General features: G+C 68.4%; 28 protein-coding genes. 19 read left to right on the top strand and 9 right to left on the bottom strand.

Translation table 11 applies throughout. The features are described from left to right. Positions 1–36: 36 nt before the first annotated feature. The 3 genes from ACLBW1_RS10380 to ACLBW1_RS10370 form a co-directional block, all read right to left on the bottom strand. Positions 37–921: a hypothetical protein gene (locus tag ACLBW1_RS10380; RefSeq protein ID WP_447811751.1), complete on the bottom strand. Its 885-nt coding sequence runs from the start codon at positions 919–921 to the stop codon at positions 37–39. A gap of 250 nt (positions 922–1,171) precedes the next feature. Continuing rightward, the gene (locus ACLBW1_RS10375) at positions 1,172–2,647 is read right to left on the bottom strand and encodes a DHA2 family efflux MFS transporter permease subunit (RefSeq protein ID WP_447811750.1); all 1,476 of its coding nucleotides are present in this window, start codon (positions 2,645–2,647) and stop codon (positions 1,172–1,174) included. After that, positions 2,644–3,162 carry a MarR family winged helix-turn-helix transcriptional regulator gene (locus ACLBW1_RS10370; RefSeq protein WP_447811749.1) on the bottom strand — a complete coding sequence of 173 codons (519 nt, stop codon included), beginning with the start codon at positions 3,160–3,162 and terminating at the stop codon, positions 2,644–2,646. The genes ACLBW1_RS10375 and ACLBW1_RS10370 overlap by 4 nt, the downstream gene beginning before the upstream one ends. Positions 3,163–3,290: 128 nt before the next feature. On the opposite strand from ACLBW1_RS10370, the gene ACLBW1_RS10365 reads away from it, so the two are divergent. The 5 genes from ACLBW1_RS10365 to ACLBW1_RS10345 all read left to right on the top strand — a co-directional run bounded on the left by ACLBW1_RS10365 (position 3,291) and on the right by ACLBW1_RS10345 (position 6,825). Further along, positions 3,291–3,776, top strand: a complete 486-nt coding sequence (locus ACLBW1_RS10365; protein ID WP_045821771.1) for a glutathione peroxidase — start codon at positions 3,291–3,293, stop codon at positions 3,774–3,776. Positions 3,777–3,840: 64 nt separating this feature from the next. Then, positions 3,841–4,548 carry a DUF2334 domain-containing protein gene (locus ACLBW1_RS10360; protein WP_447811748.1) on the top strand — a complete coding sequence of 236 codons (708 nt, stop codon included), beginning with the start codon at positions 3,841–3,843 and terminating at the stop codon, positions 4,546–4,548. A gap of 71 nt (positions 4,549–4,619) precedes the next feature. Continuing rightward, complete coding sequence (purS, locus tag ACLBW1_RS10355) at positions 4,620–4,859, top strand: phosphoribosylformylglycinamidine synthase subunit PurS (RefSeq protein WP_434216815.1); 240 nt, start codon at positions 4,620–4,622, stop codon at positions 4,857–4,859. Beyond that, positions 4,856–5,536, top strand: a complete 681-nt coding sequence (purQ, locus tag ACLBW1_RS10350; RefSeq protein ID WP_447811747.1) for a phosphoribosylformylglycinamidine synthase subunit PurQ — start codon at positions 4,856–4,858, stop codon at positions 5,534–5,536. Before purS ends, purQ begins: the two co-directional genes overlap by 4 nt. Positions 5,537–5,541: 5 nt before the next feature. Continuing rightward, a complete protein-coding gene (locus ACLBW1_RS10345) occupies positions 5,542–6,825 on the top strand; it encodes a M18 family aminopeptidase (RefSeq protein WP_447811746.1) in 1,284 nt (427 codons plus the stop codon). Here the strand turns inward: ACLBW1_RS10345 and ACLBW1_RS10340 are convergent. Further along, positions 6,814–7,383, bottom strand: a complete 570-nt coding sequence (locus tag ACLBW1_RS10340) for a TetR/AcrR family transcriptional regulator (RefSeq protein WP_447811745.1) — start codon at positions 7,381–7,383, stop codon at positions 6,814–6,816. The genes ACLBW1_RS10345 and ACLBW1_RS10340 overlap by 12 nt on opposite strands. A 73-nt stretch (positions 7,384–7,456) precedes the next feature. On the opposite strand from ACLBW1_RS10340, the gene ACLBW1_RS10335 reads away from it, so the two are divergent. From ACLBW1_RS10335 to ACLBW1_RS10315, 5 genes are read left to right on the top strand one after another with little or no spacing between them, the layout of a single operon-like run. Beyond that, positions 7,457–7,861, top strand: coding sequence for an SCP2 sterol-binding domain-containing protein (locus ACLBW1_RS10335; RefSeq protein ID WP_447811744.1), 405 nt, complete (start codon positions 7,457–7,459; stop codon positions 7,859–7,861). A 27-nt stretch (positions 7,862–7,888) separates the two neighbouring features. Next, positions 7,889–9,160 carry a cytochrome P450 gene (locus ACLBW1_RS10330; RefSeq protein WP_447811743.1) on the top strand — a complete coding sequence of 424 codons (1,272 nt, stop codon included), beginning with the start codon at positions 7,889–7,891 and terminating at the stop codon, positions 9,158–9,160. Beyond that, a complete protein-coding gene (locus tag ACLBW1_RS10325) occupies positions 9,157–9,948 on the top strand; it encodes a coniferyl-alcohol dehydrogenase (protein WP_447811742.1) in 792 nt (263 codons plus the stop codon). Before ACLBW1_RS10330 ends, ACLBW1_RS10325 begins: the two co-directional genes overlap by 4 nt. 13 nt (positions 9,949–9,961) lie before the next feature. Then, a complete protein-coding gene (locus ACLBW1_RS10320; protein WP_447811741.1) occupies positions 9,962–11,365 on the top strand; it encodes an aldehyde dehydrogenase family protein in 1,404 nt (467 codons plus the stop codon). 13 nt (positions 11,366–11,378) lie between these two features. Then, complete coding sequence (locus ACLBW1_RS10315; RefSeq protein ID WP_447811740.1) at positions 11,379–11,567, top strand: ferredoxin; 189 nt, start codon at positions 11,379–11,381, stop codon at positions 11,565–11,567. Between the two features lie 9 nt (positions 11,568–11,576). On the opposite strand, the gene ACLBW1_RS10310 is transcribed toward ACLBW1_RS10315, so the two are convergent. Further along, a complete protein-coding gene (locus ACLBW1_RS10310; RefSeq protein WP_447811739.1) occupies positions 11,577–12,848 on the bottom strand; it encodes a VOC family protein in 1,272 nt (423 codons plus the stop codon). Beyond that, a complete protein-coding gene (locus ACLBW1_RS10305; protein ID WP_447811738.1) occupies positions 12,845–13,357 on the bottom strand; it encodes an RNA polymerase sigma factor in 513 nt (170 codons plus the stop codon). Before ACLBW1_RS10305 ends, ACLBW1_RS10310 begins: the two co-directional genes overlap by 4 nt. A 66-nt stretch (positions 13,358–13,423) precedes the next feature. Here ACLBW1_RS10305 and ACLBW1_RS10300 point away from each other — a divergent pair, with 66 nt between their 5' ends. Genes ACLBW1_RS10300 through ACLBW1_RS10280 form a run of 5 tightly spaced genes read left to right on the top strand, consistent with a single transcriptional unit; the run spans position 13,424 to position 18,220 of the window. Continuing rightward, on the top strand, positions 13,424–14,440 hold the full coding sequence (locus tag ACLBW1_RS10300; RefSeq protein ID WP_447811737.1) for an esterase/lipase family protein: 1,017 nt from the start codon (positions 13,424–13,426) through the stop codon (positions 14,438–14,440). Continuing rightward, positions 14,410–15,348: an esterase/lipase family protein gene (locus ACLBW1_RS10295; RefSeq protein ID WP_447811736.1), complete on the top strand. Its 939-nt coding sequence runs from the start codon at positions 14,410–14,412 to the stop codon at positions 15,346–15,348. Before ACLBW1_RS10300 ends, ACLBW1_RS10295 begins: the two co-directional genes overlap by 31 nt. Positions 15,349–15,404: 56 nt before the next feature. Continuing rightward, a complete protein-coding gene (locus ACLBW1_RS10290) occupies positions 15,405–16,187 on the top strand; it encodes a VOC family protein (RefSeq protein WP_447811735.1) in 783 nt (260 codons plus the stop codon). A 35-nt stretch (positions 16,188–16,222) separates the two neighbouring features. Further along, on the top strand, positions 16,223–17,206 hold the full coding sequence (locus tag ACLBW1_RS10285) for an arsenic resistance protein (RefSeq protein WP_447811734.1): 984 nt from the start codon (positions 16,223–16,225) through the stop codon (positions 17,204–17,206). A 60-nt stretch (positions 17,207–17,266) separates the two neighbouring features. After that, positions 17,267–18,220: an SGNH/GDSL hydrolase family protein gene (locus ACLBW1_RS10280; protein WP_447811733.1), complete on the top strand. Its 954-nt coding sequence runs from the start codon at positions 17,267–17,269 to the stop codon at positions 18,218–18,220. A gap of 21 nt (positions 18,221–18,241) precedes the next feature. On the opposite strand, the gene ACLBW1_RS10275 is transcribed toward ACLBW1_RS10280, so the two are convergent. Then, positions 18,242–19,696: an acyltransferase gene (locus ACLBW1_RS10275; RefSeq protein WP_447811732.1), complete on the bottom strand. Its 1,455-nt coding sequence runs from the start codon at positions 19,694–19,696 to the stop codon at positions 18,242–18,244. A 53-nt stretch (positions 19,697–19,749) separates the two neighbouring features. Beyond that, positions 19,750–20,709: an AraC family transcriptional regulator gene (locus tag ACLBW1_RS10270; RefSeq protein ID WP_447811731.1), complete on the bottom strand. Its 960-nt coding sequence runs from the start codon at positions 20,707–20,709 to the stop codon at positions 19,750–19,752. 71 nt (positions 20,710–20,780) lie between these two features. On the opposite strand from ACLBW1_RS10270, the gene ACLBW1_RS10265 reads away from it, so the two are divergent. From ACLBW1_RS10265 to ACLBW1_RS10250, 4 genes are all read left to right on the top strand, one after another. Beyond that, the gene (locus tag ACLBW1_RS10265; RefSeq protein WP_447811730.1) at positions 20,781–21,260 is read left to right on the top strand and encodes an anthrone oxygenase family protein; all 480 of its coding nucleotides are present in this window, start codon (positions 20,781–20,783) and stop codon (positions 21,258–21,260) included. Positions 21,261–21,267: 7 nt separating this feature from the next. Next, entirely contained in the window at positions 21,268–22,155 is an 888-nt protein-coding gene (locus ACLBW1_RS10260; protein WP_447811729.1) for an alpha/beta fold hydrolase, read from the top strand. A gap of 62 nt (positions 22,156–22,217) precedes the next feature. Then, complete coding sequence (locus ACLBW1_RS10255; RefSeq protein WP_447811728.1) at positions 22,218–22,688, top strand: phosphoribosyltransferase family protein; 471 nt, start codon at positions 22,218–22,220, stop codon at positions 22,686–22,688. A gap of 70 nt (positions 22,689–22,758) precedes the next feature. Continuing rightward, positions 22,759–24,084 carry a DUF222 domain-containing protein gene (locus ACLBW1_RS10250; RefSeq protein WP_447811727.1) on the top strand — a complete coding sequence of 442 codons (1,326 nt, stop codon included), beginning with the start codon at positions 22,759–22,761 and terminating at the stop codon, positions 24,082–24,084. Here ACLBW1_RS10250 and ACLBW1_RS10245 read toward each other — a convergent pair. Then, complete coding sequence (locus tag ACLBW1_RS10245) at positions 24,081–24,698, bottom strand: class I SAM-dependent methyltransferase (RefSeq protein WP_447811726.1); 618 nt, start codon at positions 24,696–24,698, stop codon at positions 24,081–24,083. The two genes, ACLBW1_RS10250 and ACLBW1_RS10245, sit on opposite strands and share 4 nt — an antisense overlap. Positions 24,699–24,751: the final 53 nt, after the last annotated feature.

Genomic DNA, 24,751 nt, shown 5'->3' with positions numbered 1-24,751 from the left:
AGTTGGGCCGTCGTTCGCGCCGATTGGGCCGTCGTTCTACTCCGAGGGTCGGTAGCCACGAATCACGAGGGCGTCGGTGATGGTGCGGATCACCTCATCGGGACGGGGAGACAGGGTTGCCGAGTCGACTCGGATCGGTTCCCAGCCCCGGTTGCGAACGGCGAGGTCGCGGCGACGATCGTGGGCTCGATCGGCGGGTGACGTGTGGAAGTCGACGCCGTCGTAATCGATGCCCACCTTGTAGCGGCGGTATCCGAGGTCGAAGCGTGCGATCAGTTCACCCCGTGCGTCGCGGACCTCGATCTGTGTCTCGGGTTTAGGCAGTCTCCCCTGGATCATCACCCATCGAAGCCAACTTTCCCCAGGTGATTCGGCATTCGCATCGATCAACGGGACCAGTTCCCGAAGCTGCCGGATCCCTTTCGTGCGCGGATGGACCCGCACGTACGACCACAGCTGCCCGACGTGCAGACCGGTCGCGGCGACCAGGGCGTCGAGACGGCCGAGCGCCATCCAGGCGGGTGTTCTCCGACCGAGGTCGTACGCGGTGCGGATCGGCGAGGTGACCGCGATTCCGTCGACGACCTCGATCATCCCCGGTTCGAGGCCATCAGTCCGGACGATGTGGACGTCGTTGCGCGTGCGTCCCTGACCGCTGAGGTCACGGATCAGCTCGACCTCGTCTCCGTTGTCGTTGAACTTCGCCCCGTGCAGGACCGCAGCACTCGTTCCCGCGACGACCGCGCCGGGTCCGGCCCGCATCGCGGCCGCGCGGATCACGTCGACAGGGGACAGATCGATGCCGGGCTCGACGTAGATCCCGCGATGGAGACGGTGGTGATCGCGCCGGATGTCGTGTGCGCCCGCATCTGCCCGGATGATGTGCGCTGTTCCCCACAGGGGGTGCTCGCCGAATGCCATGACACGTTCGACGGTGTGGGCGGCGATCTGGTTTCATTCGGCGGCGCTCGGGTCGTCATCGGCCCAACTGGTGGAAACGTCGGCCCAACTGGCGCCAACGTCGGCCCAACTGGCGCTTACGTCGGCCCAACTGGCGGAAACGACGGCCCAACTGGCGGGGGTGGGGTGGGGTCGGGTTTGGGTGGCTCAGGGTGCAGAGATGACACGAGCCCCGCCGGAAGGTTCCGGCGGGGCTCGTGTGGTCAGGCGATCAGTGCATCATCACCGGGGCGGCCTTGACGGGCTCGCCGTTCTCGTCGACCGGGGTGGCGACGGCGATCTTCTTGCGCGGCAGGAAGAATGCCGGCACGAGGCAGATCACGATGAGCACCACGGCGACCACGAAGGTGTCGCCGAAGGCGCCGGCCGAGGCGCCCGGTGTCGGTGCGGCCAGACCCTTGAGGTTGGTCGCGAGGATCACCGAGATGACCGCGGTGCCGATGGAGGCGGCGGTCTGCTGGACGACGTTGACCAGGGTCGAGCCGTCGGCGACGCTCTCGGCCTTCAGGGTGGCCAGCGCGGCCGACATCATCGGCATCATCGACATGCCCATGCCGAGGCCCTGCACGAACAGTGCCGCACCGAGCAGCCAGTACGAGGTGTCGGCGCCGAGGAACATGAACACGCCGAGACCGATCGCGATGAGCACGATGCCGGTGAGCACGAACTTGCCGGGGCCGATCTTGTCGGTCATGCGACCGGCGATTGGCATCGTCAGCATCGCGCCGAGGCCCTGTGGGGCGACCAACAGGCCGGCCATCAGGGTCGACTCACCACGCACACCGATGAAGTACTGCGGGAACAGCAGCGACGCACCGAAGAACGCGATCAGGAAGAACGTGAACGTGACGACGGTGATGCTCAGCGTGCGGTTGCGGAACAACCGGAGATCGAGCAGCGGGGTCTTGCCACGCAGCGCGTGGACCACGAACGACACGATCAGGGCGGCACCGATCACCATGGGGATCAACACCTTCGCCGACATGAACGTGCCCTCGGAGTTCGACGACGAGACGCCGTAGAGGAACACCGCGAGACCGGGGGAGAGCAGGAGCAGTCCCACGAAGTCGAACGGGGGCTTGGACTTCTCCTCCTCGCCGTCGAGGATCCACGCCGAGTACGCGATCGCGAGGATGCCGATCGGGACGTTGATGAGGAAGATCCAGTGCCACGACACGAACTCGATGAGCACGCCGCCGAGGATGGGGCCGGCGATGGGTCCGAGCAGCATGGGGATACCGAGTACGGCCATGATCGAGCCGACGCGCTCGGGACCCGCTGCGCGCGTGAGGATCATCATGCCGACGGGCATCAGCATGCCGCCGCCGGCGCCCTGCAGCATGCGGAACGCGACGAGCGACCCGATGTTCCAGGCGAAGGCACAGAGGATGGAGCCGAGGACGAACAGCACCAGCGACGTCAGGTAGACGTTCTTGGTGCCGAAACGTGCTGTGGCCCAACTCGAGAGCGGGATCACCGCGGCCAGCGCCAGGGTGTAACCGGTGGCCGTCCAGGCGGCGTTGGCGGCGGAGGTGTTGAACACGTCCTGGAAGGTGTTCTGCGCCACGGCCACGACCGTGGTGTCGAGGATCGACATGATCGCGCCGAGCACGACCACGGCGGCGACCTTCAGGGTCCGGGCGTCGAGCCCCGACCCCTGATCGGCCGATGTTGTCGAGGAGGTCATCGGTTCACTTTCTGATGGTGCCGGTGTGCGAACACCGGATCGGATTCGGACAGGTAGTCGCCGCTGACTATCGAGTGCAGAGCGTCATGGAGGTTGGTGCGCAGCTCGGCGGGCAGCCGGTGGACGAAATGCCGGAACTGCTCCTCCTTGCTGTCGAGATGGGCGTTGACCACGGTGTGGCCCTCGTCGGTGAGGGACACCCGCTTGATACGGCGGTCGTGGCTGTCCTCGCGTCGGTCGACGAGACCCAGGCCCACGAGCTTGTCCACGTTGCGACCGGTGGCCGCGACGGACAGGTGCAACGCCTCGCCGAGTTCGTTCACCGACAGCGCCCGCCCCCGGCCCGAGAGGACCATGAGGGTGCGGAAGTGTGAGAACGAGATCTCGGTGTTGAACAGGCTGTCGAGCGCATCGACCTCGGCCGTGGACATGAGGCGCCCGAGGAACTCGACGAGGACGTCGAACGTCTGTTCCGTGGATGCCGCGGTGTCCGCGGAGGGGTCGGTGATGGTCACCGGAAAAAGGTAATGCCCGCGCAACTATTGCCGCCACTGCAATTGTTGTGACATGGCGCACGTCGACGAGAAATCGCATGTGAGCCGCGTCACGAACACCCTGCGGACGCCGTGACTACGCTCGTCGCATGACCTCCATCAAGTCCATCCCGCTCACCACCCTCCAGGGTTCCGACACCAGCCTCGCGGAGTTCGACGGCCCGGTCCTCGTCGTCAACGTGGCCAGCAAGTGCGGCCTCACCCCGCAGTACACGGGGCTGGAGAAGATCGCCGAGGACTACCGCGATCGCGGGCTCACCGTCGTCGGCGTGCCGTGCAATCAGTTCATGGGCCAGGAGCCCGGCACCGCCGAGGAGATCGAGACGTTCTGCTCGACCACCTACGGCGTCACCTTCCCGCTGCTCGAGAAGGTCGACGTCAACGGCGACAACCGGCATCCGCTCTACGCCGAGCTGACCCAGGCGTCCGATGATTCCGGCGAGGCCGGCGACGTGCAATGGAATTTCGAGAAGTTCCTCCTCGACGCCGACGGCACCGTGGTCAAGCGTTTCCGTCCGCGCACCGAGCCCGACGCCCCCGAGGTCATCGAGGCCATCGAATCGGTCCTCTCCTGAGAGTTGGCGCGCCGTACACGGCGACATAACCGACGGCTCACCTGCGAGATGGACACTCGGAGCCATGGCAGGACAGTTGTATGTGTCGGTCTCGGGGATCCGCGCCGACACCCTCCCCGACGCGCAGGCCTTCGTCGACGAGCTCGCCCGCCGCGAGGTGCCCACCTCGCTGCTGGTGTCGCCGCGACTCAAGCACGGATATCGCCTGGCCGACGACGCCGAGACCGTCGACTGGCTGCGCGAGCGGCGATCGGGTGACGACGCGATCGTGTTGCACGGCTACGACCAGGCGGCCACGAAGCGACGGCGCGCCGAGTTCGCGGTCATCGACACCCACGAGGCCGCGCTGCGTCTCGCCGCCGCCGACCGGGTGCTCGAGGCGGCGGGCCTGCGGACACGCCTGTTCGCCGCGCCCCGGTGGACGGCGTCGATGGGTGCCACCGCCGCGTTGCCCGCGGCCGGGTTCCGGGTGAACCTCGGCTTCACCGGCTGGGACGACCTGGTCACCGGCCAGTTCACCCGGGCACGGGTCCTCGGTTTCGGCGACGGCTTCCGGGCCGATGCGTGGTGGGCGCGGATGGTGGTCGTCTCGACGAACCGGACCGCGCGCCGTGGCGGCGTGGTCCGGTTGTCGATCGCGGCCAAGCACCTGCAGACGCCCATCGCGCGGCAGACGCTGCTCGACTGCGTCGACCTCTCGCGTCACCACGGGCTGACGCCGGTCACCTACCGCCGTCTCACCGGGGTCGCCGCCGGGCGCGGCGCCGCCTGACCGGTAAACTCTGCTCGATCGAGAACCCTCAGGATCGAGTACCGGTCGATCGGAATCAGGAGCGCACTCTCATGGCACGTGTGGTGGTCGATGTGATGCCCAAGACGGAGATCCTCGACCCGCAGGGTCAGGCCATCGTGGGCGCACTGGGACGGTTGGGCTTCTCCGGCATCGCCGACGTCCGCCAGGGCAAGCGGTTCGAACTCGAGGTCGACGGCACCGTCGACGACGTCGCACTCGACCGCATCGCGGCGGAGTTGCTGGCCAACACCGTGATCGAGAACTTCACTGTCTCCCGGGCCGAGCAGTGACGGCACGCATCGGCGTCATCACCTTCCCCGGCACCCTCGACGACGTCGACGCCTCCCGCGCGGTCCGCCTCGCCGGCGCCACCCCGGTGGAACTGTGGCACGCCGACACCGACCTGCAGGGTGTCGACGCGGTCGTGGTGCCCGGCGGCTTCTCCTACGGCGACTATCTCCGCGCCGGGGCCATCGCGCGCTTCGCCCCGATGATGGGTTCGGTCGTGGAGGCCGCCACCCGCGGCGTCCCGATCCTGGGGATCTGCAACGGTTTCCAGGTGCTGTGCGAGGCCGGTCTGCTGCCCGGCGCGCTCACCCGCAACATCGGTCTGCATTTCGTCTGCCGCGACCAGTGGCTCGAGGTCGCCTCGACCACGTCGGCGTGGAGCAGCCGCTTCGAACCCGGCGCAGAGATCCTGGTGCCGCTGAAATCCGGCGAGGGCCGCTACGTCGCCTCCGACGAGGTCCTCGACGAGCTCGAGGGCGAGGGGCGCGTCGTGTTCCGCTACGCCGGGGACAACCCGAACGGATCGATGCGCTCGATCGCCGGCATCTCCAGCGCCGACGGCCGCATCGTCGGACTCATGCCGCATCCCGAGCACGCCACCGAGCCGCTCACCGGACCCAGCGACGACGGTCTGGGGCTGTTCTACTCGGCACTCGACGCCGTGCTGGCCACCGCCTGATCTCCGTGGCCGACACCGCGATCACCACCTCGGCGACCGCGCAGGGACTGTGCGATTTCGTCGACGCCTCGCCGTCGCCGTTCCACGTATGTGCCACGGCGGCAACGCATCTGCGTGACGCGGGGTTCACCGAACTGCGCGAGGCCGACGCCTGGCCCACCGAGCCCGGCGCCCACTTCGTGATCCGCGGTGGTTCGCTGATCGCCTGGGACGCACGCGACGCGGGCGAGGCCTTCCGCATCGTCGGTGGGCACACCGACAGCCCGAACCTGCGTCTCAAGCAGCACCCCGAACTGCGCTCGGCGGGTCTGCGGATGGTGGGTCTCGAACCCTATGGCGGGGCCTGGCTCAACTCGTGGCTCGACCGCGACCTCGGTCTGTCCGGTCGGGTGGCGACTCGTCGCGGCACCACGATCGAGCAGCGGCTCATCCGGGTCGACGCCCCGATCCTGCGGGTGCCGCAGCTCGCGATCCACCTCTCGGAGGACCGCAAGGGCGTCACCCTCGACCCACAGCGACACCTCAACGCGGTGTGGGGTGTGGACACCGGCGACGACCGGACATTTCTCGAGATGGTGTGTGCGCGAGTCGATGTCGATTCCGCAGAGGTCCTGGGCTGGGAGCTGATGACGCACGACCTCGCCCCGAGCGCGGTCGTCGGAGCCGACGGCGACCTCATCAGCGCTCCGCGGCTGGACAACCAGGGCACCTGCTACGCCGGTCTGCGCGCACTGCTCGACGGTGCGGGTGGATCCACCCACACCCGCGTCCTCGCGCTCTTCGACCACGAGGAGGTCGGCAGCGCATCCGATCGAGGAGCGGCGTCGGATCTGCTGGTCTCGACGCTGGAACGGATCGTGGCCGGACGCGGCGGCGACCGGTCGGAGTTCCTGCGCACCATGGCGGCCAGCGTCTGTGTCTCCGGCGACATGGCCCACGCGACGCATCCGAACCACCCCGACCGCCATGAGCCGGCCCACCGCATCGCGGTCAACGGCGGCCCGGTGTTGAAGGTGAACCAGAACCTGCGCTACGCCAGCGACGCCGGCGGTGAGGCGTTGTTCGCGCTGGCCTGCGAGCAGGCGGGCGTTGCGCTGCAGCGGTACGTGCACCGCGCCGACCTGCCGTGCGGGTCGACGATCGGCCCCATCACCGCGACCCGAACCGGTCTGTCGACCGTCGATGTGGGTGCTCCGCAGCTCGCGATGCACAGTGCGCGCGAACTGATGGGCGCCACCGACATCGTCACGTATTCGGCTGCGCTGCAGGCCTTCCTGTCACCCGTCTGAGGGTTCGACACCGCGGAGCTCGGTGCCGATCAGGGCCTGCTCGGCACGGCTGAACAGCCACGCGAGGGCATCGGGATCGTCGTCGATGGTGATCTGCTCGTAGCCGATCAACAGATACATCGACCATTTCGCGAACATGTCCGCTCCCCGCCGGTCGCCGAGGATGTCGAACGCGGCGTCCGACAGCGCTTCGATGCGCTGGGCGTCGACCTCCTGCTGCACGGCGCGTACCTCGGGATCGAGGCTGCTCCACGTGCGGATCGCGGCCTCGGCCCGGTATGGCAGTGACAGACCGATCGCCCGGAGCGCATCGATACGCGCCCGGGGATCGGATTGAGCGCGCACACCCTCCACCAGCAGCGTGGTGCTCTCGGTGTGCCAGTGGGTGATCAGCTCGCCGGTGTAGGTGCCCCAGTTGGCGAAGAAGTGATAGAAGCTGCCCGAGGTCACCCCGAGGCGACGACAGACCTCGGCGAGCTTGAGTCCGCCGTAGCCCTGGTCGGCCAGGACTCCCAATCCGGTCTCCAGGTACGCCTGGCGCGAGGTCGTCGATACCACCCGCTCAGCCTAGACTCCATAAGTTCACTTATGTTAGTGTGACGCACGCCACCACAATCAACCGGAGGTCGACGTGAGTTTCACCAGTTCCGACGAGGTCGCCACCTACATCGGGGGCATCTTCGAGACCGCCTTCGCCGACGCCGAGCTCGGACCGAAGCTGGCCGAGACCGGCATCGTGCTCGAGTTCGACTTCAGTGATCCCGAGACGCACCTGATCATCGACACCACCGCGGGAGCCGTGCACAACGGCCGCGACGGTGCGCCGCAACCGGCCGCGACGATGTCGATGACCGCCGACGTCGGCAACGCCTACTGGCAGGGGAAGGTGAACCTCCCGATGGCCATGGCGAAGAAGAAGATCAAGGTCGAGGGCAATGTCGCATCGCTGCTGAAGATCGCGCCGCTGTCGAAGAAGTTGTTCCCCACCTACATCGAGCGGCTCACCGCCGACGGCCGCGACGACCTCCTCGTCTGACCCTCACCTCTCTGCAGGAAGACCACCATGAGTGCACCCACCGCCGATCGCACATTCCACCCCGATTCCATCTCGCCTCTCTCGTTCTGGGCCGCGAGCGCCGCCGACCGCGAGGCGACCTTCGCCCGGTTGCGCGCCGACGCCCCGGTGAGCTGGCATCCGCCGGTCGAGGGCCCGCTCATCCCGCCCGAGCAGCCGGGGATCTGGGCGGTCGCACGCCACGCCGACATCGCCTACGTGTCGAAGCATCCCGAACTGTTCACCTCCGGACAGGGCGTGATGGTCGAGGAGGTCCCCGAGGAGATGCTCGAGGCGGCCATGTCGTTCCTCGCGATGGACGGCAAACGACACTCGCTGCTCCGCCGCCTGGTGAGCGCGGCGTTCACCCCGCGTCGGGTCGCGGCGATCACCGAACAGATCGAGAACCAGGCCCGCATCATCGTCGACGACCTCCTGGCCACCGACTCCGGCGACTTCGTGGCCCAGGTGTCCAAGCGACTGCCCATGTGGACCATCTACGAGATGATGGGCCTGCCCGAAGAGCATCGTGAGGCCGCGGCCCACCATGCCGACGGCATGGTCTCGTGGAACGATCCCGACGTCGCCGCGGGCCGCGAACCCGGTGAGGTCCTCAACGAGTCACTCGTCGCCCTGCTGAGCCTCGCCCTCGATCTCGCCGAGGCGCGGCGCACTGACCCCCGCGACGACCTGATGACCAACCTGGTGGAAGCCGAGGTCGACGGCGAGCACCTCACCGACGAGGAGATCGCGGCGTTCTTCGTGCTGCTGTCGGTCGCCGGCAACGACACCACCCGCAACACCATCAGTCTCGTCGCCCGTGCGCTGCAGGACAATCCGGATCAACGAGCGCTGCTCGCAGGCGACTTCGAAGGCAACGCGGCGAGCGCGATCGAGGAGTTCGTGCGATACGCGACCCCGGTGATGACGTTCCGTCGTACCGCCGTCGTCGACACCGAACTGGGCGGCCGGCAGATCAAGGCCGGCGAATGGCTGTTGCTGCTCTACCCCTCGGGCAATCGCGACGCCGAGGTCTTCGACACCCCCGACGATTTCGACGTGACCCGTTCGCCCAACCCACATCTCGGGTTCGGTGGCGGGGGACCGCACTACTGCATGGGCGCGTTCCTCGCCAAGACGCAGCTGCGAGAGCTGTTCGGCCAGTTGCTCTCCCGTGCGTCGGGACTCACCCTCGGCGATCCTGAGTACCTGGTCGGGAACTTCGTCCACGCCGTCCGGTCGATGCCGTACACCCTCGAGCCGGCGGAGAACGCGCGATGACCGACCTGGCGGGAAAGAGCTTCGTCGTCACCGGCGCCGCGTCGGGCATCGGCCACGCGGTGGCCACCGCTCTCCTCGACGCCGGTGCGCAGGTACACAGCCTCGACCGCAACACCCCGACCGCGGCGGTCACCGCACACATCGAGGTCGACCTGGCCGATCCGCGCAGCATCGATGCCGCGGTCGAAGCACTCGACGGCGAGTACGACGGACTGATCAACGTCGCAGGCATCCCCGGCACCGCGCCCGGCGACCTCGTCCTCGCGGTGAACGCGCTCGCGGTGCGTCACCTCACCGAGGCCATGTTCGGTCGGCTGCGGGCCGGTGGGTCGATCGTGGTCGTGTCGTCGATCGCCGGGATGAACTGGCCGCTGAGACTCGAGGCGGTACGCGACCTGCTGGCCACCGACACCTTCGACGATGGCGCCGCCTGGTTCACCGACCACCCGCAGGAGGGCAACGCCTACAACTTCTCGAAGGAGGTCGCCACGGTCTACGCGATGTCGATGTCGCTGGCCATGGTCGAGATGGGGTTGCGGATCAACGCCGTGCTCCCCGGACCTGTGGAAACCCCGATTCTGCCCGACTTCGAGGAGTCGATGGGCAAGGATGAACTCGACGGCGTCAGAGGTCTGCTGGGCCGACACGCCCAGCCCGACGACATCGCCGACGCGATCACCTTCCTGGTCACCGACTCCGCACGCTGGATCAACGGCCACGCGCTGGTCGTCGACGGTGGTCTCAGCGGAGGCATCCTCACCGGCGTCGTACCGGCACCCGAGATCTGAGAAGGACATCCCCATGGCTGCACCCACACTCCCCACCACGCCCGTCGCCGAGCCGGTCGACAAGTCCGTGCTCGCCGATCTGCGCCGGTACCACGCAACCGGCGTGACGCGCGACATCGGTTGGCGCACCACACAGTTGGCTGCTCTGGAGAGCATGCTCGACGAGCGTGAGGCCGACATCGTCGCCGCGCTCGACGCCGACCTCGGCCGCGCCGGCTTCGATGCCTGGCTCGGTGACATCGCGTCGACCAAGGGCGAGGCCACCTTCGCCCGAAAGAACCTGAAGAAGTGGATGAAGCGGCAGAAGCAGTCGCTGCCGTTGGCGCAGCTGCCCGCCCGCGGTTGGGTGCAGTACGAGCCGCTCGGCGTGGTGCTGGTGATCGGCCCGTGGAACTACCCCGTGTACCTCACCCTCGGCCCGCTGGTCGCGGCGATCGCGGCGGGCAACTGCGCGGTCCTCAAGCCCTCGGAGATGGCGCCGGCGTCGTCGGCACTGCTGGCGCGCATCGTGCCGCAGTACCTCGACACGAAGGCGTTCCGGGTGATCGAGGGCGACGCCTCGACCACCCAGGACCTGCTGGCCATGGGCTTCGACCACGCCGTGTTCACCGGCGGCACCGAGGTCGGCAAGAAGATCATGGCCGCCGCGGCACCCACGCTCACCCCGGTGACCCTCGAACTCGGCGGCAAGAGCCCGGTGTACGTCGCCGCCGACGCCGATCTCGACGTCACCGCACGCCGCATCGCCTGGACCAAGCTGCTCAACTCCGGCCAGACCTGCATCGCGCCCGACTACGTGCTCGCCGACCGCTCGGTGGTCGACGAGCTGGTGGCCAAGATCGGCGACACCATCGCCGAGTTCCGCGCCGACAAGACCGAGCCGACGGTGAAGATCGTCAACGATCGGCAGTTCGACCGGCTGTCGGGTTACCTCGACGCCACCAGCGGTCGGATCGCCCTCGGCGGCGGCGTCGACCGCGAGAACCTGCGCATCGAACCGACCGTGGTCGTCGATCCCGATCCCGACGACGCCGTGATGGAGAACGAGATCTTCGGCCCCATCCTCCCGGTGCTCACCGTCGACTCACCCGACGCCGCGATCGCCTTCGTCAACGCCCGCCCCAAACCGCTCGCCAGCTACGTGTTCACCTCGTCGAAGGCACTCGGGCAGAAGATGATCGACGCCATCCCGTCGGGCGGTGCGGTGGTCAACCACATCGCGATGCACTGCCTGATCCCCAGCCTCCCGTTCGGCGGTGTCGGGGCCAGCGGCATGGGCGCCTACCACGGCCGGTGGGGGTTCGAGGCGCTCAGTCATCGCAAGGCGGTGCTGGCCAAGCCGACGAAACCCGATCTGTCGCTAATCTATCCGCCGTACAGCGACCGCGCGGTGAAGCTGCTGCGCCGGATGCTCTGAGAGGGGAGCGGTCGTGCACGTGACGGTCGATCGGGACATCTGCTGCGCATCGGGCAACTGTGAGATGGCAGCACCTGCGGTGTTCGAGCTCGCCGACTCCGGCGATGTGCAGGTCGACGACGCCGCCGTCGACGCGAACATTGATTCCGTCCGCCGAGCGATCAGCGAATGCCCCACCCAGGCGTTGACGCTCGTCGACTGAACCGTCAGGTCAGTACTGCCCGAGGTAGAACCGCACGCCCTGATCGTCGCGGCATTCGGCGACCGTCGCGTACGGCATCCGTTCGGGGCCCGAGATCACCTCGCCGCCGCCCTGCCGGACACGCGAGACGGCGAGGTCGATGTCGTCGACGGTCCACATCGCGACGGCCGAGTGTGCCTCCGCGCCGCCGGCGATCCCGATCTGCGGGCGGGCGTCGTCGACCTCCCAGCCGTCGTCGATACGTCCCGCGGAGAACTCCCAACCGAGGACCGAGCCGTAGAAGTCGCGCAGGGCGCCGCTGTCAGGGGTCTCGATCGTGAGGTAGGTGAGCTCCCCGTGTCCAGCCGGGTGCAGATCGCCGCGCGGCTCGTCGGGGTCGGGGACGTACACCGCGAACCGGATGCCCTGATCGTCGACGCCGTCGAGTGAGCCGGGGTGCCCGCCGGGCTCGGTGACGTCACGGCCGCCGGCGGCGATGATCGCCGTACGCGCGGCGTCGAGATCGTCGACCGCGTACACGCAGAACACGGTCCGCAGGTCGTCGAGACTCGAGATGCCCAGTCGATGGCCCAGATTCGTGACCTGTCGGGTCTCGGGGTCGTACCGCCAGCCGAGCACCGACCCGTAGAACCGCACCGCGGCGTCGACATCGGGCACACACAGCGACGGATAGATCAGGTCGCCGCGGCGCACCCGCGCGACGGTCGCCGACCTCGAGGGTCCGCTCAGCATCCAGCGATGTCCGAACGGGTCGATGATCGCCCCGGTACGGGATCCGTAACCCTCGTAGGGTTCCCGCTGCACCGTGGCCCCGCCCGCGCGGGCCGCGGCGACCGCCCGATCGGTGTCGGGGACCGCGAGCATCAGGCTCACCGACACCGCGCCCGGGGCCGGTGCCACCAGCCCGAGATCGGGGGCGGGTTCGGCGAGATACACCACGCCACCACCGATCTCGATCTCTGCGTGCCCGATGACACCGCCGTCCATCACGATCGGCTCGCCGCGCAGCGTGCCACCGAGGACCGTGGTGTACCACTCGATGGCCGCGCGCCCGTCGCCGACGGTGAGATAGGGCAGGGCGCCCGGCCGCTCCACGACAGGAGCCGTGGCTGCGGCCTGGGTGACGGTGACGGTGACGGACATGTCGATTCCTTCCGGGAGGGTGGCGCCCCGCTCGAGGCGAGTGCGCAGGCGGCGTCGAAAATCTGCCGACGGGTCGAGGGGGGTGTCGTCGGCGCGCAGGACGGCGAGCGGATCTCGTCCCTCGGGATGGGTGGTCACGACACGCCTCCTCTCGCGGTCGGGGCGCCCGGATAGTGGGCGCGGAAGTCGCGCTTGGCGCGGGTCAGCAGGGCCTCGGTCGCCGAGACGGTGCGTCCGAGGTGGTCGGCGCAGTCGCCGACGGTCAGATCATCGACGTAGCGCAGGGTGAGCACCGCCCGATGCAGCGGCGTGAGCTGTGCGAGCACGTGTTCGGCGATCAGCCGGTCGAGCTCGGTGTCCCACCCGTCGTGGGCGGTCTCGGGTACGTCGGCGACCGGTGTGGCGGTTCGTGCGGCGCGCCGCCAGTGGTCGGCCAGCTTGTGTCGGGCGACGCCGACCAACCATGCGGTGCCGGCTGCGGGCATCGTGCCCCGCCGGGCGGCGTCCATCGCGGCGAGGAACGTCTCCGAGGTCAGGTCCTCGGCCACGGCGGTGTCGCGGCACCGGCGCAGCAGGTATCCGTAGACGACCGGTACCGCGTCGTCGTAGATCTCGAGGAGCGCGCCCGCGCCCGATCCGCCACTCACATCCCCATAGTCGTCGGGTGGCGCGGAAATCCGGCGGAATCGGGTACAAGCCGTAGTCTGAGCGGCGTGGCGCATGGTCCGTTGATCCGGTTGCTCGGCGATGCGATGACCATCCCGCTGCGGGTGGGCAACCTTCTCACGCGCTCCACCTCCGACGTCGGAACACTTGCCCCGGACCAGGAGATCGACAACCCGGCGCCGCCGAACACCGCCCACGAGCGACAGAAGGTCGCCTACAACTTCTTCTCCGGGATCGGTCCCGAGATCGCCAACCCCGGCGGCGCGCTACCAGGCGCGAACCGGTGGGACGACGCCGTCGACCCGACCCACCCGAACCCGGTGATCCTCGTCCACGGCACCGGTGGCGGCGGCCAGACCAACTGGGGCACCTACGTTCCGTTGCTCACCGGCGAGCGCTTCTCGGTGTTCACCCTCACCTACGGTGCGCTGCCGCATCTGCCGTGGCCGCTGTCGGCGATGGGCGGCATGACGACGATGGAGGAGAGCGCGGCCGAACTCGGCGACTTCATCGACCGGGTGCTTGCGTCGACCGGTGCGCAGAAGGTCGACATCGTCGGTCACTCACAGGGCACCCTCGTGCCGAACCACTACGCGAAGTTTTTGGGCGGGGCCGACAAGATCGACCGGTACGTGTCGCTGGCGCCGCTGTGGGAGGGCACGAGCGCCTTCGGGGCCGGTCTGCTGCACACGGTCGACCTGCGCCTCGGTATCGACCCGCTGAAGGTGTTGCCGTGTCGGGCGGTGTCGCAGATGACGATCGGCTCGGCCTTCCTCGCCCGGATGAACGCCGACGGCGGTCCGTACGTCCCCGGGATCCGCTACACCAACATCTCGACACGGTTCGACGAGTTCGTCCGGCCGTACACCAGCGGTCAGCTGCCCGCGATGTCCGACGATCAGGACGTCACCAACATCGTGGTCCAGAGCAACTGCGCGCAGGATTTCTGCGACCATCTCGGGATCTGCGGGTCGCCCCGGTCGGCGCGACACGTCCTCAACGCACTCGATCCCGATCACACCGAGGAGGTGCCATGCGTGTTCGTCCCGCCGTTCTTCGGCTGACCGCTCTCGCGACACTGCTCATCGCCGTCGCGGCCCCGACCGCCACCGCCGCCCCGCTGCCGGTGACCTACGACTTCTTCGCCGGCGCCCGTGCCGAACTGGCGAACCCCGGCGGTTCGCTGCCCGGCACCAACGACTTCCGGTGCCGGCCGAGCGCGGCGCACCCCGAACCGGTGATCCTGGTGCACGGCACCGGCGGCAACCGGCAGACGAACTGGGCGACCCTCGGGCCGGTGCTGCACAACGCCGGATACTGCGTGTTCGCCCTGAGCTACGGCGCCCTGCCGGGCACGCCGTACCCGCTCAACCAGCTCGGCGGACTCACCAGCATGATCCCCAGCGCCCGGCAGCTCGCGACGTTCGTCGACCGGGTGCGAACGGCCACCGGAGCGTCGAAGGTCGATCTCGTCGGTCACTCCGAGGGCACGCTCATGCCCGAGTGGTACGTGCGGTACCTCGGCGGCGCGCGGTTCGTACACCGGTACGTGTCGCTCGCCCCGTACTGGAAGGGCCAGGACCAGACGCCATATCTGCGGCTGGAATCGGCAACGCGCGCACTGGGACTCGATCCCAAGGCGGTGCTGCCGTGCCCGGAGTGCGCGGAGGAGCAGTACGGCAGCCCGTTCATGAGGGCGATCAACGCCGGCGGCACCCCGTACGCGCCGGGTGTCACCTACACCAACATCATGACCCGCTTCGACGGCATCGTGGAGCCCTGGACCGACGGCTTCGTACCCGGTCCGCGCACCACCAACATCGTGGTGCAGGACACCTGCGCCGCCGACCGCTCCGACCATCTGTCGCTGGTGTCATCGCCGCGCACCGCCGCCCTGGTGCGTACCGCGCTCGACCCCGCCCACCCGGTGCCGGTGCCGTGCGTGCCGGTGGCGCCAGGACTTCCGGGCTGATCGAGGCCTGGCCGGCCGACCGATGAGTTCTGCAGGCCGGCCCGGTCAGTACCGGTATGGCCACAGCAACGATCTCCAGCGCACTGCTCTCCAGCGACGACCCTGCCCGGCTGCGTGACTGGTACGCGCACGCGTTCGACGCCACCATCGAGCATGTCGGTGACGAACCCGGATATGACCCCGGTGAACCGGTCGTCTATTCCGTGGATCTGGACGGCTTCTATCTGATGATCGACAGCCGCGACGACGTCTCCGGCCCGGCTCGCGAACCCGCGCGCCTCATCCTCAATCTCGAGGTCGACGACATCGGGGCGACGGCGGCCCGCGTCGACGAGCTCGGCCACGGCTGGTTCGCCCCCGTGGAGGACCGCGACGGCAGCTGGTTCGGGACCGCGACCGATCCCGACGGCAACCTCGTGCAGATCATCGCCCTGAGCGACGCGATGGTGCGCGACGCGCAGGAGGCCTCGATGACGCCGTTCAGCGGCTTCGCCGTCCGCGATGTCGACGCGGCCGCGACCTTCTACGGCGACGTGCTCGGGCTGCGGGTGCAGCGCGCGGACTCGGGGATGTTGACGCTGCACCTCGACCGCCGCACGCGGGTCCTGGTGTATCCGAGCGACGACCACCGCCCCGCCTCGCACACCGTGCTGAACATCCCGGTGGCCGACATCGACTCCGCCGTCGACGATCTCGTGGGCCGAGGTGTCGCCGTCCTGCGCTACCCCGGGATGCCGTGCGACGCCAAGGGCATCATGCGCGGCCGCCAGATGGGCATGGGCCCCGACATCGTGTGGTTCGCCGACCCGTCGGGCAACGTGGTGTCGCTGCTGCACTGACGGCCGGCGCGTACCGATCGCTATCCTCGGCGTCCATGACGGTGGCGGCGATGGAACGACGCCAGATCCCGTTGTATCTCGCGGCACTCGCGGTCGGCGCAGCGGTAGGGCTCGGTGTGCCCGACGTCGGCCCGCTCGCCGGTCATGCGGTCACCCCGGTGCTGATCGTCCTGCTCTACGCCACGTTCCTCGCGGTCCCTTTCGGCCGGATCGGCGCAGCGGTGCGCGACGGTCGTTTCCTGCTCGGTGTCGTGGTGCTGAACTTCGTCGTCGTGCCCGCGGTCGTGTTCGCCCTGACCCGCGTGCTGGCCGACGATCGGCCGGTCCTGGTCGGCGCGCTGCTGGTGCTGCTCACGCCGTGCATCGACTACGTCATCGTGTTCAGCGGACTGGCCGGCGGGGCGTCGGACCGCCTCCTCGCGGCGGCCCCGCTGCTGATGCTGTTGCAACTCGCGCTCTTGCCGCTCTACCTGTGGGCCTTCGTCGGGTCCGACCTCGTCGACGTGATCGACATCGCCCCGTTCGCCGAGGCGTTCGTGCTGCTCATCGTGGTGCCGCTGATCCTGGCCGGCATCACCCAGTCGGTCGCCCGCAGACACCGTGCCGGTCGGGGCGTCGTATCGGCGATGGCGGCGGCGATGGTGCCGATCATGATGGTCACCCTCGCGGTCGTGGTCGCCTCGCAGATCGACGTGGTGCGCGACCGGTGGTCGTCTCTGGTGTCGGCAGCTCTGGTGTTCGTCGCCTTCCTGGTGGTGATGCCGTTCCTCGGCGCCGGTGTCGCCCGGATCGCCCGATACGACGTCGCCGCCACCCGCGCGCTGGTCTTCTCGGGCGCCACCCGCAACTCGCTGGTGGTGTTGCCGCTCGCCGTCGCTCTGCCCTCCGCACTCGATCTGGCGCCCGCGGTCGTGGTGACGCAGACGCTGGTCGAACTGGTGGGAATGGTCGTCTACGTGCGGGTCATCCCGATGGTGATCGGCCGATCGTCGACGCACGCTGCCGTCACCGGCGCATGAGAAGATGATCGGCGTTCGTCCGGACATCCGGATGGGCCGACAACGGGAGGGGTGGGGCACGTGGGTCCGGGAACGCGACGGCGCTGGTTTCGTACCGCCGCCTCGCTGACGGCGATCGTGGGTGTGGTCGCGCTGGTGGCGACCGTGATCGGCTGGTCGACATCGGGGTCGACCACCGACGACGAGGCGATGTCGCCGATGCCGCGCAGCGTCACCACCGAGGAGCCGATCCGCTACGTCGCCCTGGGCAGCTCGTACGCCGCCGGCCCCGACGTCGGCGACCTGATCAACGCCCGCTGCCTGCGCAGCCGCGACGACTACCCGCATCGTGTCGCCTCGGGTTGGCGCGCCGACCTGACCGACGTGACGTGCTCCGGATCGACCATCCCCGACATTCTCGACCGCGCGCAGCCCGGTCGGGCCTCCGAGCCGCAGATCGACGCGGTGCGCTCCGACACCGACCTGGTCACCATCACCACCGGCGGCAACGACCTCCGTTACATCGGTCGGCTCACCGAGATCAGTTGCGCGAACTGGCTGGCCGAGCCGGTCAACGTCGACGGCAAGAAGTGTCGCCCGGGACGGCCGTCGCCGCCGCCGGTGCCCGCCGACTACGACCGTCTGCGGTCGTCGATGATCCGCCTGGTCGACGCCGTGAAGGCCCGCGCCCCGCGCGCGGTGATCATGATCGTCGACTACCTCCCGGTGCTCGACGCGCAGGCGACGACCTGTCCGGTGGTCCCGCTCGATCCGGTGCAGGCGCGGCAGACCGTCGACACCTTCGCCGCCCTCACCGCGACGACGCGTGCCGCCGCGGAGGCGACGGGCGCGACACTGGTGAACGCCGCGGCCGCCGGCGCCGATCACACGGCATGTTCGGCGTCGCCCTGGGTCTACGGTTTCCGTCTGCCGCTGCCGTACCACCCGAACGCCGAGGGACGCGAGGCGATGGCGTCGCTCGTACTCGACGCGCTGGAGACCTCGGGGCTGCGACGCGCTACGACGCCGAGCTGACCGACCGAGACCACACCTCGGTCAGACGGCGACGGGGGTGTCGTGCGAGCGACGCTGCTTGAGCAGGACCCACACCGACGACGCCGCGAGCAGCAAGCCGGTCCCGAACAGGGCCGACCCCGCCAGCGGCGAGAAGGTGTAGTGCACGGCGAGGCCCGCGGCCATCGTCAGCACACCCACCGGTAGTGACTTCGCGGGCGTCTGCGCACGCCAGTCGAGCGTGCTGCGCCCGGTGGTGATGAGGCTGATCGGACTGCGGCGCAACACCTCCACGATGAAGATGGTCATCGCGACCACCGCGACGTAGGCCAGGACGATCTCGAGGCCCGTCGGGGCGTCGATGTCCTCGAGGACCGTCGGCTGCACCACGCTCAGCGCCACCGCGTGGGCCAGGTAGATGCCGAACGACCGGTCGGCGGCGGTGCGCATGAAGCGCGCCGCGATCGATCCCGCCCGGCGTCGCTCCTGCCAGATGGTGCCGATGCAGTAGAGCATCGCGATGATCGCGATGTAGGCGAACGTGTTGTGCAGCATGAAGACGTTCGTCGCGCGGAACATGTCCTCGCCGCGGTCGATGAGCTCGAGGAAGTAGATCAGCGTGACCGCCACGACGATCCCGCCGACGCCGAGCACCGCCCACCGGAACCGCTTGGCGAAGCGGGTGAACGCCTCGAAGTGCATCGCCGCGAGAGCGCCGGAGAGGATGAAGAACTGGTAGGGGAGCAGGGTGATCTCGAGGTGGCGCCACAGCACGCCGACGGGTCCCTCCACCAGGAAGCCGTGCTGCGGCCGCACCATCATGTAGAGCAGCACCGAATGGAACGCGAAGCTCGCCGCCAACAGGTATCGGTGGTACCCCCAGGTCTTGCGCATCACCCACAGCAGCGCCGGGAAGATGGCGTAGATCTGCATGCTCACCGACAGGAAGTACAGGTGATACCAGGCGCTGCCGGTGATGAGGTCGTAGACGATGCTCTTCGCCGCCAGTCGGGCGGCGTCGAGCGACGCCACGGTGTCGGTGATCCCGGTGACGCCGCCGCCGAGATAGTGGCCGTAGAGCCAGTACATGAGGCTCCACACCAGGAACGGAAGCCCGATCAGCTTGTAGCGACGACGCCAGAACGGCCACACGTTCAGTTCGCGGTTGCGGTACTGATAGGTCAGCACGAAGCCGGTGAGCGCGAAGAACCCGTAGCGGGTGTAGCGCAGGAGGGTCTCGACGGCGCCGGCCGCGACGTTCGCCGGTGACGCGACACCGAGCATGACGTGGTCGAGGATGACGCCACCGAAGGTGACCAGACGTACGAGGTCGATCTGGTGCAGGTGCTTGTCCCGAGTGACCGGCGGGGCCGCGACCTCCACCGGTTCGGCGGGATCGGCGGCGGTGCTGGGTTCGGTCGCGGTGCTGCGTTCAACGCCGTCGGGGTCCGCGCCGGGGGGTGTCTGACCCGACGGGACGTCAGTGGGAGAAGCCATGATGAACCGAGACGATACTGCGCGATCCTGTGTGTGCCCTGCCGAGCCACACCTCAGGAGGGCAGGTGTCGCCGGAATTCGCGCGGGCTGACGCCCCTGTGCCTGGTGAACGCGGCGCTCAGCGCGAACGCACTCCCGTACCCGATCTCGCGCGCCACCGACTCGAGTGTCCGGGTGGGATCGGCGAACAGATCCGCGGCCATCGTGAGTCGCCACTGCGTCACGTAGGTCATCGGCGCCGTCCCCACGAGCTCGGTGAACCGGCGCGAGAACGCTGATCGGGACATGCCGGACGCGGACGCGAGGGTCGTCACCGTCCAGGGGTGCGCGACGTTGTGGTGGATCAGTCGTAACGCCACTCCCACAACCGGATCGGACTGCGCGGCGTACCAGCGCGGGGTCGGCGCGTCGGGCCGGTCGAACCACGATCGCAGACCGGTCACCAGCACGAGATCGAGCAGCCGGTTGAGCACCGCCTCCTGGCCCGGTGCCTCGCGCCGCATCTCGGCGTCGAGGACCGCGGTCAACGGATTGTCGTGGCCACCGATCACCGTCGCGCGGTCGACCGCGCCGAGCAGTCGGGCGCTGACCTCGCCTTCGACGGCGTAGGTGCCGATGAGCATCTCGGTGTCGGGACGGCGCCCGGGTTGTGCGTTTCCCCACGTCCGGACGCCGAGCGACATGTGGTCGGGCAGGGTGGCGCCGTTCTCGGTGCGGCAGACGCCGTCGGGATGGATCACCGCGGTCACGGTGGTGTGTTCGGCCGGCTCGTCCTCGGTGTGGTCGGCGAACACGTACGGATCCGGTCCGCGCAGGATCACGATGTCGCCCGCGGTCGCCCGCAGGCGCGTCCCGTCGTCGTAGGCGATGGTCACCGCCCCGGTGGTCATCACCACCACCGTCAGCGGTGCCTCGTCGCGCACCCGCAGCGCCCACGGCGAGGCCATCACCACCCGCAGCAGGAACGCGCTCTGCGCGCGGGGACCGTCCAACAGTCCCGACATCGAGTCCATGAGGACGATTGAACATGTTCGGGGCTTTCCAGCCATGTTCTGTGCTGCGGTACCGGTGTGGAATCGATGCCATGGCCACCACAGCACGCGTCACCGACGCGTTCCTCGTCCTCGGCGTCACCACCTCCGGACTCGTCGCGGGGTTGTTCTGCGCCTTCGCCTACGCGGTGATGCCCGGCCTGCACCGCACCGACGACCGCACCCTGGTGACGGCGATGCAGAAGATCAACGTCGCGATCGTCAACCCGGTGTTCCTGCTGCTCTTCTTCGGGGGACTGGTGGTCGCTGTCGCCGCGGCGTGGTGCAGTCGTTCGCAGCCGATCGGGCCCTGGGCGATCGCCGCGGCCGTGCTCTACCTCGTGGGGATGGTCGTCACGATCGCGGCGAACATCCCGCTCAACGACCGCCTGGCCGCGTCGTTGGGTCTCGATGCGGACGGCGCCCGCGAGGTGTTCGAGACGGCCTGGGTGCGGTGGAACAGCGTACGAGCGGTGGCCCACACCGCGGGGTTCGTCGTGCTCGCAACAGGACTGGTGATCGGCCGGGCATAGTGGGCACATGTCTGTCGAACGGGTCCGGGCCGGTGTCCTCGATGTCGCCTACGAACGACACGGTGTCCCCGGTGGTCGCGCAGTCGTTCTCGCCCATGGGTTCCCGTACAGCCCGCGCTGCTTCGACGATGTGATCGAACGACTCACCGATGTCGGGGCCGACGTGGTGGTGCCCTACCTTCGCGGGTACGGACCGACCCGATTCGTGGCGCCGGACACCGTGCGATCGGGCCAGCAGGCCGCGTTGGCACACGATCTGCGCGATCTGATCGGCGCGCTCGATCTCGACCGTCCGCTGGTCGCCGGGTTCGACTGGGGTGGTCGTGCCGCGTGTCTGGTGTCGTTGCTGTGGCCGCAGATGGTGTCGGGTCTGATCACGGTCGGCGGCTACAACGTGCAGGACATCGCCACCGCCTCGACGACCCCGTCGCCGCCCGCACTCGAGCGCCGCGCCTGGTACCAGTACTACCTGCACTCCGAACGCGGTCGGGCCGGCCTCGCCGAGTATCGCTCGGAGATCGCGCAGCTGCTGTGGACCGAATGGTCGCCGACGTGGCGGTTCGGGGACTCCGAATTCACGGCGACGGCAGAGTCTTTCGGCAACCCCGACTTCGTCGACGTCGTGGTGCACTCCTACCGGCACCGCTACGGCCTCGCCGACGGCGATCCCGCGTACGACGACACCGAGGCCGAGATCGCCCGTCTGGGAACGATCGACGTGCCGACCGTCGTGGTCGAGGCCACCGAGGACCCCATCGAAGCCCTCTCGGCATCTTCGCGTGATCACGCGGCACACTTCACCGATCTCCGCGACGTCCGCCGCCTCGACTGCGGCCACAATCCACCCCAGGAACTCCCCAGCCTCTTCGCCGACGCGGTGCGAGTACTGCTGTGACGCCCTCCGATCGCGAGATCACTCACCGACGAGAACAACTCGCCGTTCGCGTGAACGCCGCGATGAATCTCCCCGAGGCGATCGAGCCCGGGGCCGAACCGATCGACAAGTACCTCCTGCAGGCTGACCCCGCAATACTCCGTGAGCTGGCGGCGCTCATCGCGAACGGCATCGACGACCAGGTCGACGTCATCGTGGGAGTGGAGGTCGGCGGCATCGCACTCGCCGCCGCTGTAGCTCTTGAGACCGGTCTGCCCTGGTCGATCGGTCGACGACCGCATGGCTCCACCACCATCACGCGTGTCGTGGGTACCCCGATCGCCGGCCACACCGTCGTCATGGTCAAGGACGCAGCCGTCGGTGGGGGCTCGTTGCCTCCACTCGCCCAATCGCTTGGGCCATTCGGGGCCGAGGTCGCCGCAGTGGCTGTCGGGCTCTCCTGGAACGACGACATCGCCGTCGATCTCATGCAGTCGGGATACGCATCGGTGATCGGTCTGTGCGCATCAGATCTCAGAAAACACTGGGCCTGACAGCATCTTTCGTCCACACGGGCGTCTGCGGTCGTGGCGATTGTCGGTGGGCGCAGGTAGTATCGAACACATGATCGACGGGGTGGTAGATGCGACAGTGGTTGCGCTGCAGTCGTTTCTGTCGTCTCTCGGCGATCACGACACTGCTGATTCCGAATCCGCGGCGGTTGATCGGATCGCGGTTCTCGAAGCGATCAAGGCGGGATGCGCTGCGGCGCAGGCAGTCGAGACAATTCGGCTCGAAGAACTCCGTGTCGAGGCCGAGACCGCCGCGGGTGTACCGAAGAGTCGACAGGGCCGCGGGTTGGCCTCTGAGGTCGCGTTGGCCCGCAAGGCGTCGGGTTCCTCGGGTGGTCGGTATCTCGGGTTCGCGCGGGCGTTGATGCGCGAGATGCCCCACACCCGTGCCGCGTTGGCGGCCGGTGTGTTGACGGAGTGGCGGGCGACGATCCTGGTACGAGAGACCGCGCACCTCACCCCACGCGACCGGGGTGAGATCGACCAACGTATCTGCGCCGACACCTCAAAGTTGGAGGGAGTGGGTGACCGCGCGCTCGATGCCGAGGTGAAGCGTCTGGCCTACGAACTCGACCCACAGGCTGTCGTCGACCGCCACGCACTGGCGAAGTCCGACCGCCGAGTGTCGACTCGTCCCGCCCCCGACGGGATGGTGCGGCTGTCCGCGTTGCTGCCGCTCACGTCGGGGATCTCGGTGTACGCCTCGCTGAAGAAACATGCTGACGCGACCGTCGGTGGTGATGACCGGACGCATGCTCAGGTCATGGCCGACACCCTGGTCGAGCGGGTCACCGGCGCCGCGACCGCGGATGCACTACCCGTGGCGGTGAACCTCGTCCTCTCCGACGAGGTACTCCTCGGGGACAGCACCGCGGCCGCGCATGTCATCGGCTACGGACCCATCCCCGCTGAGGCGGCCCGAGCGATGGTGAATTCCGCTCTGGATGCCGAGACCCGGTCCACGCTGCGAAAGGTCTACGCGACCCCCACATCGGGTGCGTTGACGGCGATGGAGTCCACCGCGCGTCTCTTCCCGACCGGATTGAAGACGTTCTTCGACCTGCGCGACCAGACGTGCTGGATCCCGTACTGCGATGCCCCGATCGCCGAATACGACCACGCCGACCCTCACGCCGATGGTGGCGTCACCTCAGCAGCCAACGGCGGCGGCATGTGCCTGGCCCACAACCGAGCCAAACAAAACCCACGGTGGCGGGTCATCACCAGCGACGGCACCGACATCGCGAGACACACCGCGACCATCACCACACCCACCGGGCACAGCCATGCCTCCAGAGCGCCGGCACCACCGGGCCACCACGATGAACCGGTGAGCGTCATCGAACGACAGCTCCGGGCACTGCTCGACGCCGCCTAGATCACGCCGCCGGGTTTGCGCCACACGATCGAGTACCGAAAGAGAAGGTGGCGTCGAAATCGCGAGCCGGGCAACAGTTCTGCCGACATCTTCCGCATCTCGCGGTAGCTGACCGGTGGCGGCCACACCACCGGGCTCTCGTGATCCCACATGGTGTGACGGCGAATCTGGATGTGCGCGGTCACGAAGGAGATCCCCTCCATGAGGAGATCGCGAGGGAACTCGCTCCGTGCGCAACTCACCACCACCAGGGTCCCGCCGGGTCGCACCAGCTCGGCGAGACGCATCAGCCCCCTCTCGGCATCCATGTGGTGCAGGGCTGCGAAAGACGCCACCGCATCGAATGATTCGGGCTCGAAGGGGTGCTCGAAAAGATCCCCGCAGATGTAGGCGATGTCGTCGGACTCTTGCCGCGCCGCCTCGATGCTCGCCGAGTCGGGATCGAGACCGGTGACGTGCGGGACGTGGCGTCGTAGCCGGCGGGCGAGCATCCCCTCGCCGCAACCGACATCGAGCGCGGTCTGCGCGGCGCCCAATGCCGGCGGATCAGTGAGCCGGTAGTAGTGCGTGTTGTAGTTCCACCGGTCGCGCTCGGGGATGGTGCTCGACGTCATGTCACCTCCGCCCGCTCGCCGCTCGAATGTCCGATTCGGAGCGTACCCGTCCC

The sequence above is a fragment of the Williamsia sp. M5A3_1d genome (assembly GCF_053345315.1).
Note: the sequence above shows the minus strand (reverse complement) of the source record. Positions and strands in the feature narration are given on the sequence as shown.

Excerpts from the sequence above, each read along its gene's own strand:
- ACLBW1_RS10255 (WP_447811728.1), top strand. The coding sequence starts at position 22,218 with ATGAATCTCCCCGAGGCGATCGAGCCCGGGGCCGAACCGATCGACAAG.
- ACLBW1_RS10320 (WP_447811741.1), top strand. The coding sequence starts at position 9,962 with ATGGCTGCACCCACACTCCCCACCACGCCCGTCGCCGAGCCGGTCGAC.
- ACLBW1_RS10265 (WP_447811730.1), top strand. The coding sequence starts at position 20,781 with ATGGCCACCACAGCACGCGTCACCGACGCGTTCCTCGTCCTCGGCGTC.
- ACLBW1_RS10330 (WP_447811743.1), top strand. The coding sequence starts at position 7,889 with ATGAGTGCACCCACCGCCGATCGCACATTCCACCCCGATTCCATCTCG.
- purS (WP_434216815.1), top strand. The coding sequence starts at position 4,620 with ATGGCACGTGTGGTGGTCGATGTGATGCCCAAGACGGAGATCCTCGAC.
- ACLBW1_RS10360 (WP_447811748.1), top strand. The coding sequence starts at position 3,841 with ATGGCAGGACAGTTGTATGTGTCGGTCTCGGGGATCCGCGCCGACACC.
- ACLBW1_RS10365 (WP_045821771.1), top strand. The coding sequence starts at position 3,291 with ATGACCTCCATCAAGTCCATCCCGCTCACCACCCTCCAGGGTTCCGAC.
- ACLBW1_RS10245 (WP_447811726.1), bottom strand. The coding sequence starts at position 24,698 with ATGACGTCGAGCACCATCCCCGAGCGCGACCGGTGGAACTACAACACG.
- ACLBW1_RS10250 (WP_447811727.1), top strand. The coding sequence starts at position 22,759 with ATGATCGACGGGGTGGTAGATGCGACAGTGGTTGCGCTGCAGTCGTTT.
- ACLBW1_RS10375 (WP_447811750.1), bottom strand. The coding sequence starts at position 2,647 with ATGACCTCCTCGACAACATCGGCCGATCAGGGGTCGGGGCTCGACGCC.
- ACLBW1_RS10275 (WP_447811732.1), bottom strand. The coding sequence starts at position 19,696 with ATGGCTTCTCCCACTGACGTCCCGTCGGGTCAGACACCCCCCGGCGCG.
- ACLBW1_RS10380 (WP_447811751.1), bottom strand. The coding sequence starts at position 921 with ATGGCATTCGGCGAGCACCCCCTGTGGGGAACAGCGCACATCATCCGG.
- ACLBW1_RS10325 (WP_447811742.1), top strand. The coding sequence starts at position 9,157 with ATGACCGACCTGGCGGGAAAGAGCTTCGTCGTCACCGGCGCCGCGTCG.
- ACLBW1_RS10285 (WP_447811734.1), top strand. The coding sequence starts at position 16,223 with ATGACGGTGGCGGCGATGGAACGACGCCAGATCCCGTTGTATCTCGCG.
- ACLBW1_RS10270 (WP_447811731.1), bottom strand. The coding sequence starts at position 20,709 with ATGGACTCGATGTCGGGACTGTTGGACGGTCCCCGCGCGCAGAGCGCG.
- ACLBW1_RS10290 (WP_447811735.1), top strand. The coding sequence starts at position 15,405 with ATGGCCACAGCAACGATCTCCAGCGCACTGCTCTCCAGCGACGACCCT.
- ACLBW1_RS10260 (WP_447811729.1), top strand. The coding sequence starts at position 21,268 with ATGTCTGTCGAACGGGTCCGGGCCGGTGTCCTCGATGTCGCCTACGAA.
- ACLBW1_RS10295 (WP_447811736.1), top strand. The coding sequence starts at position 14,410 with ATGCGTGTTCGTCCCGCCGTTCTTCGGCTGACCGCTCTCGCGACACTG.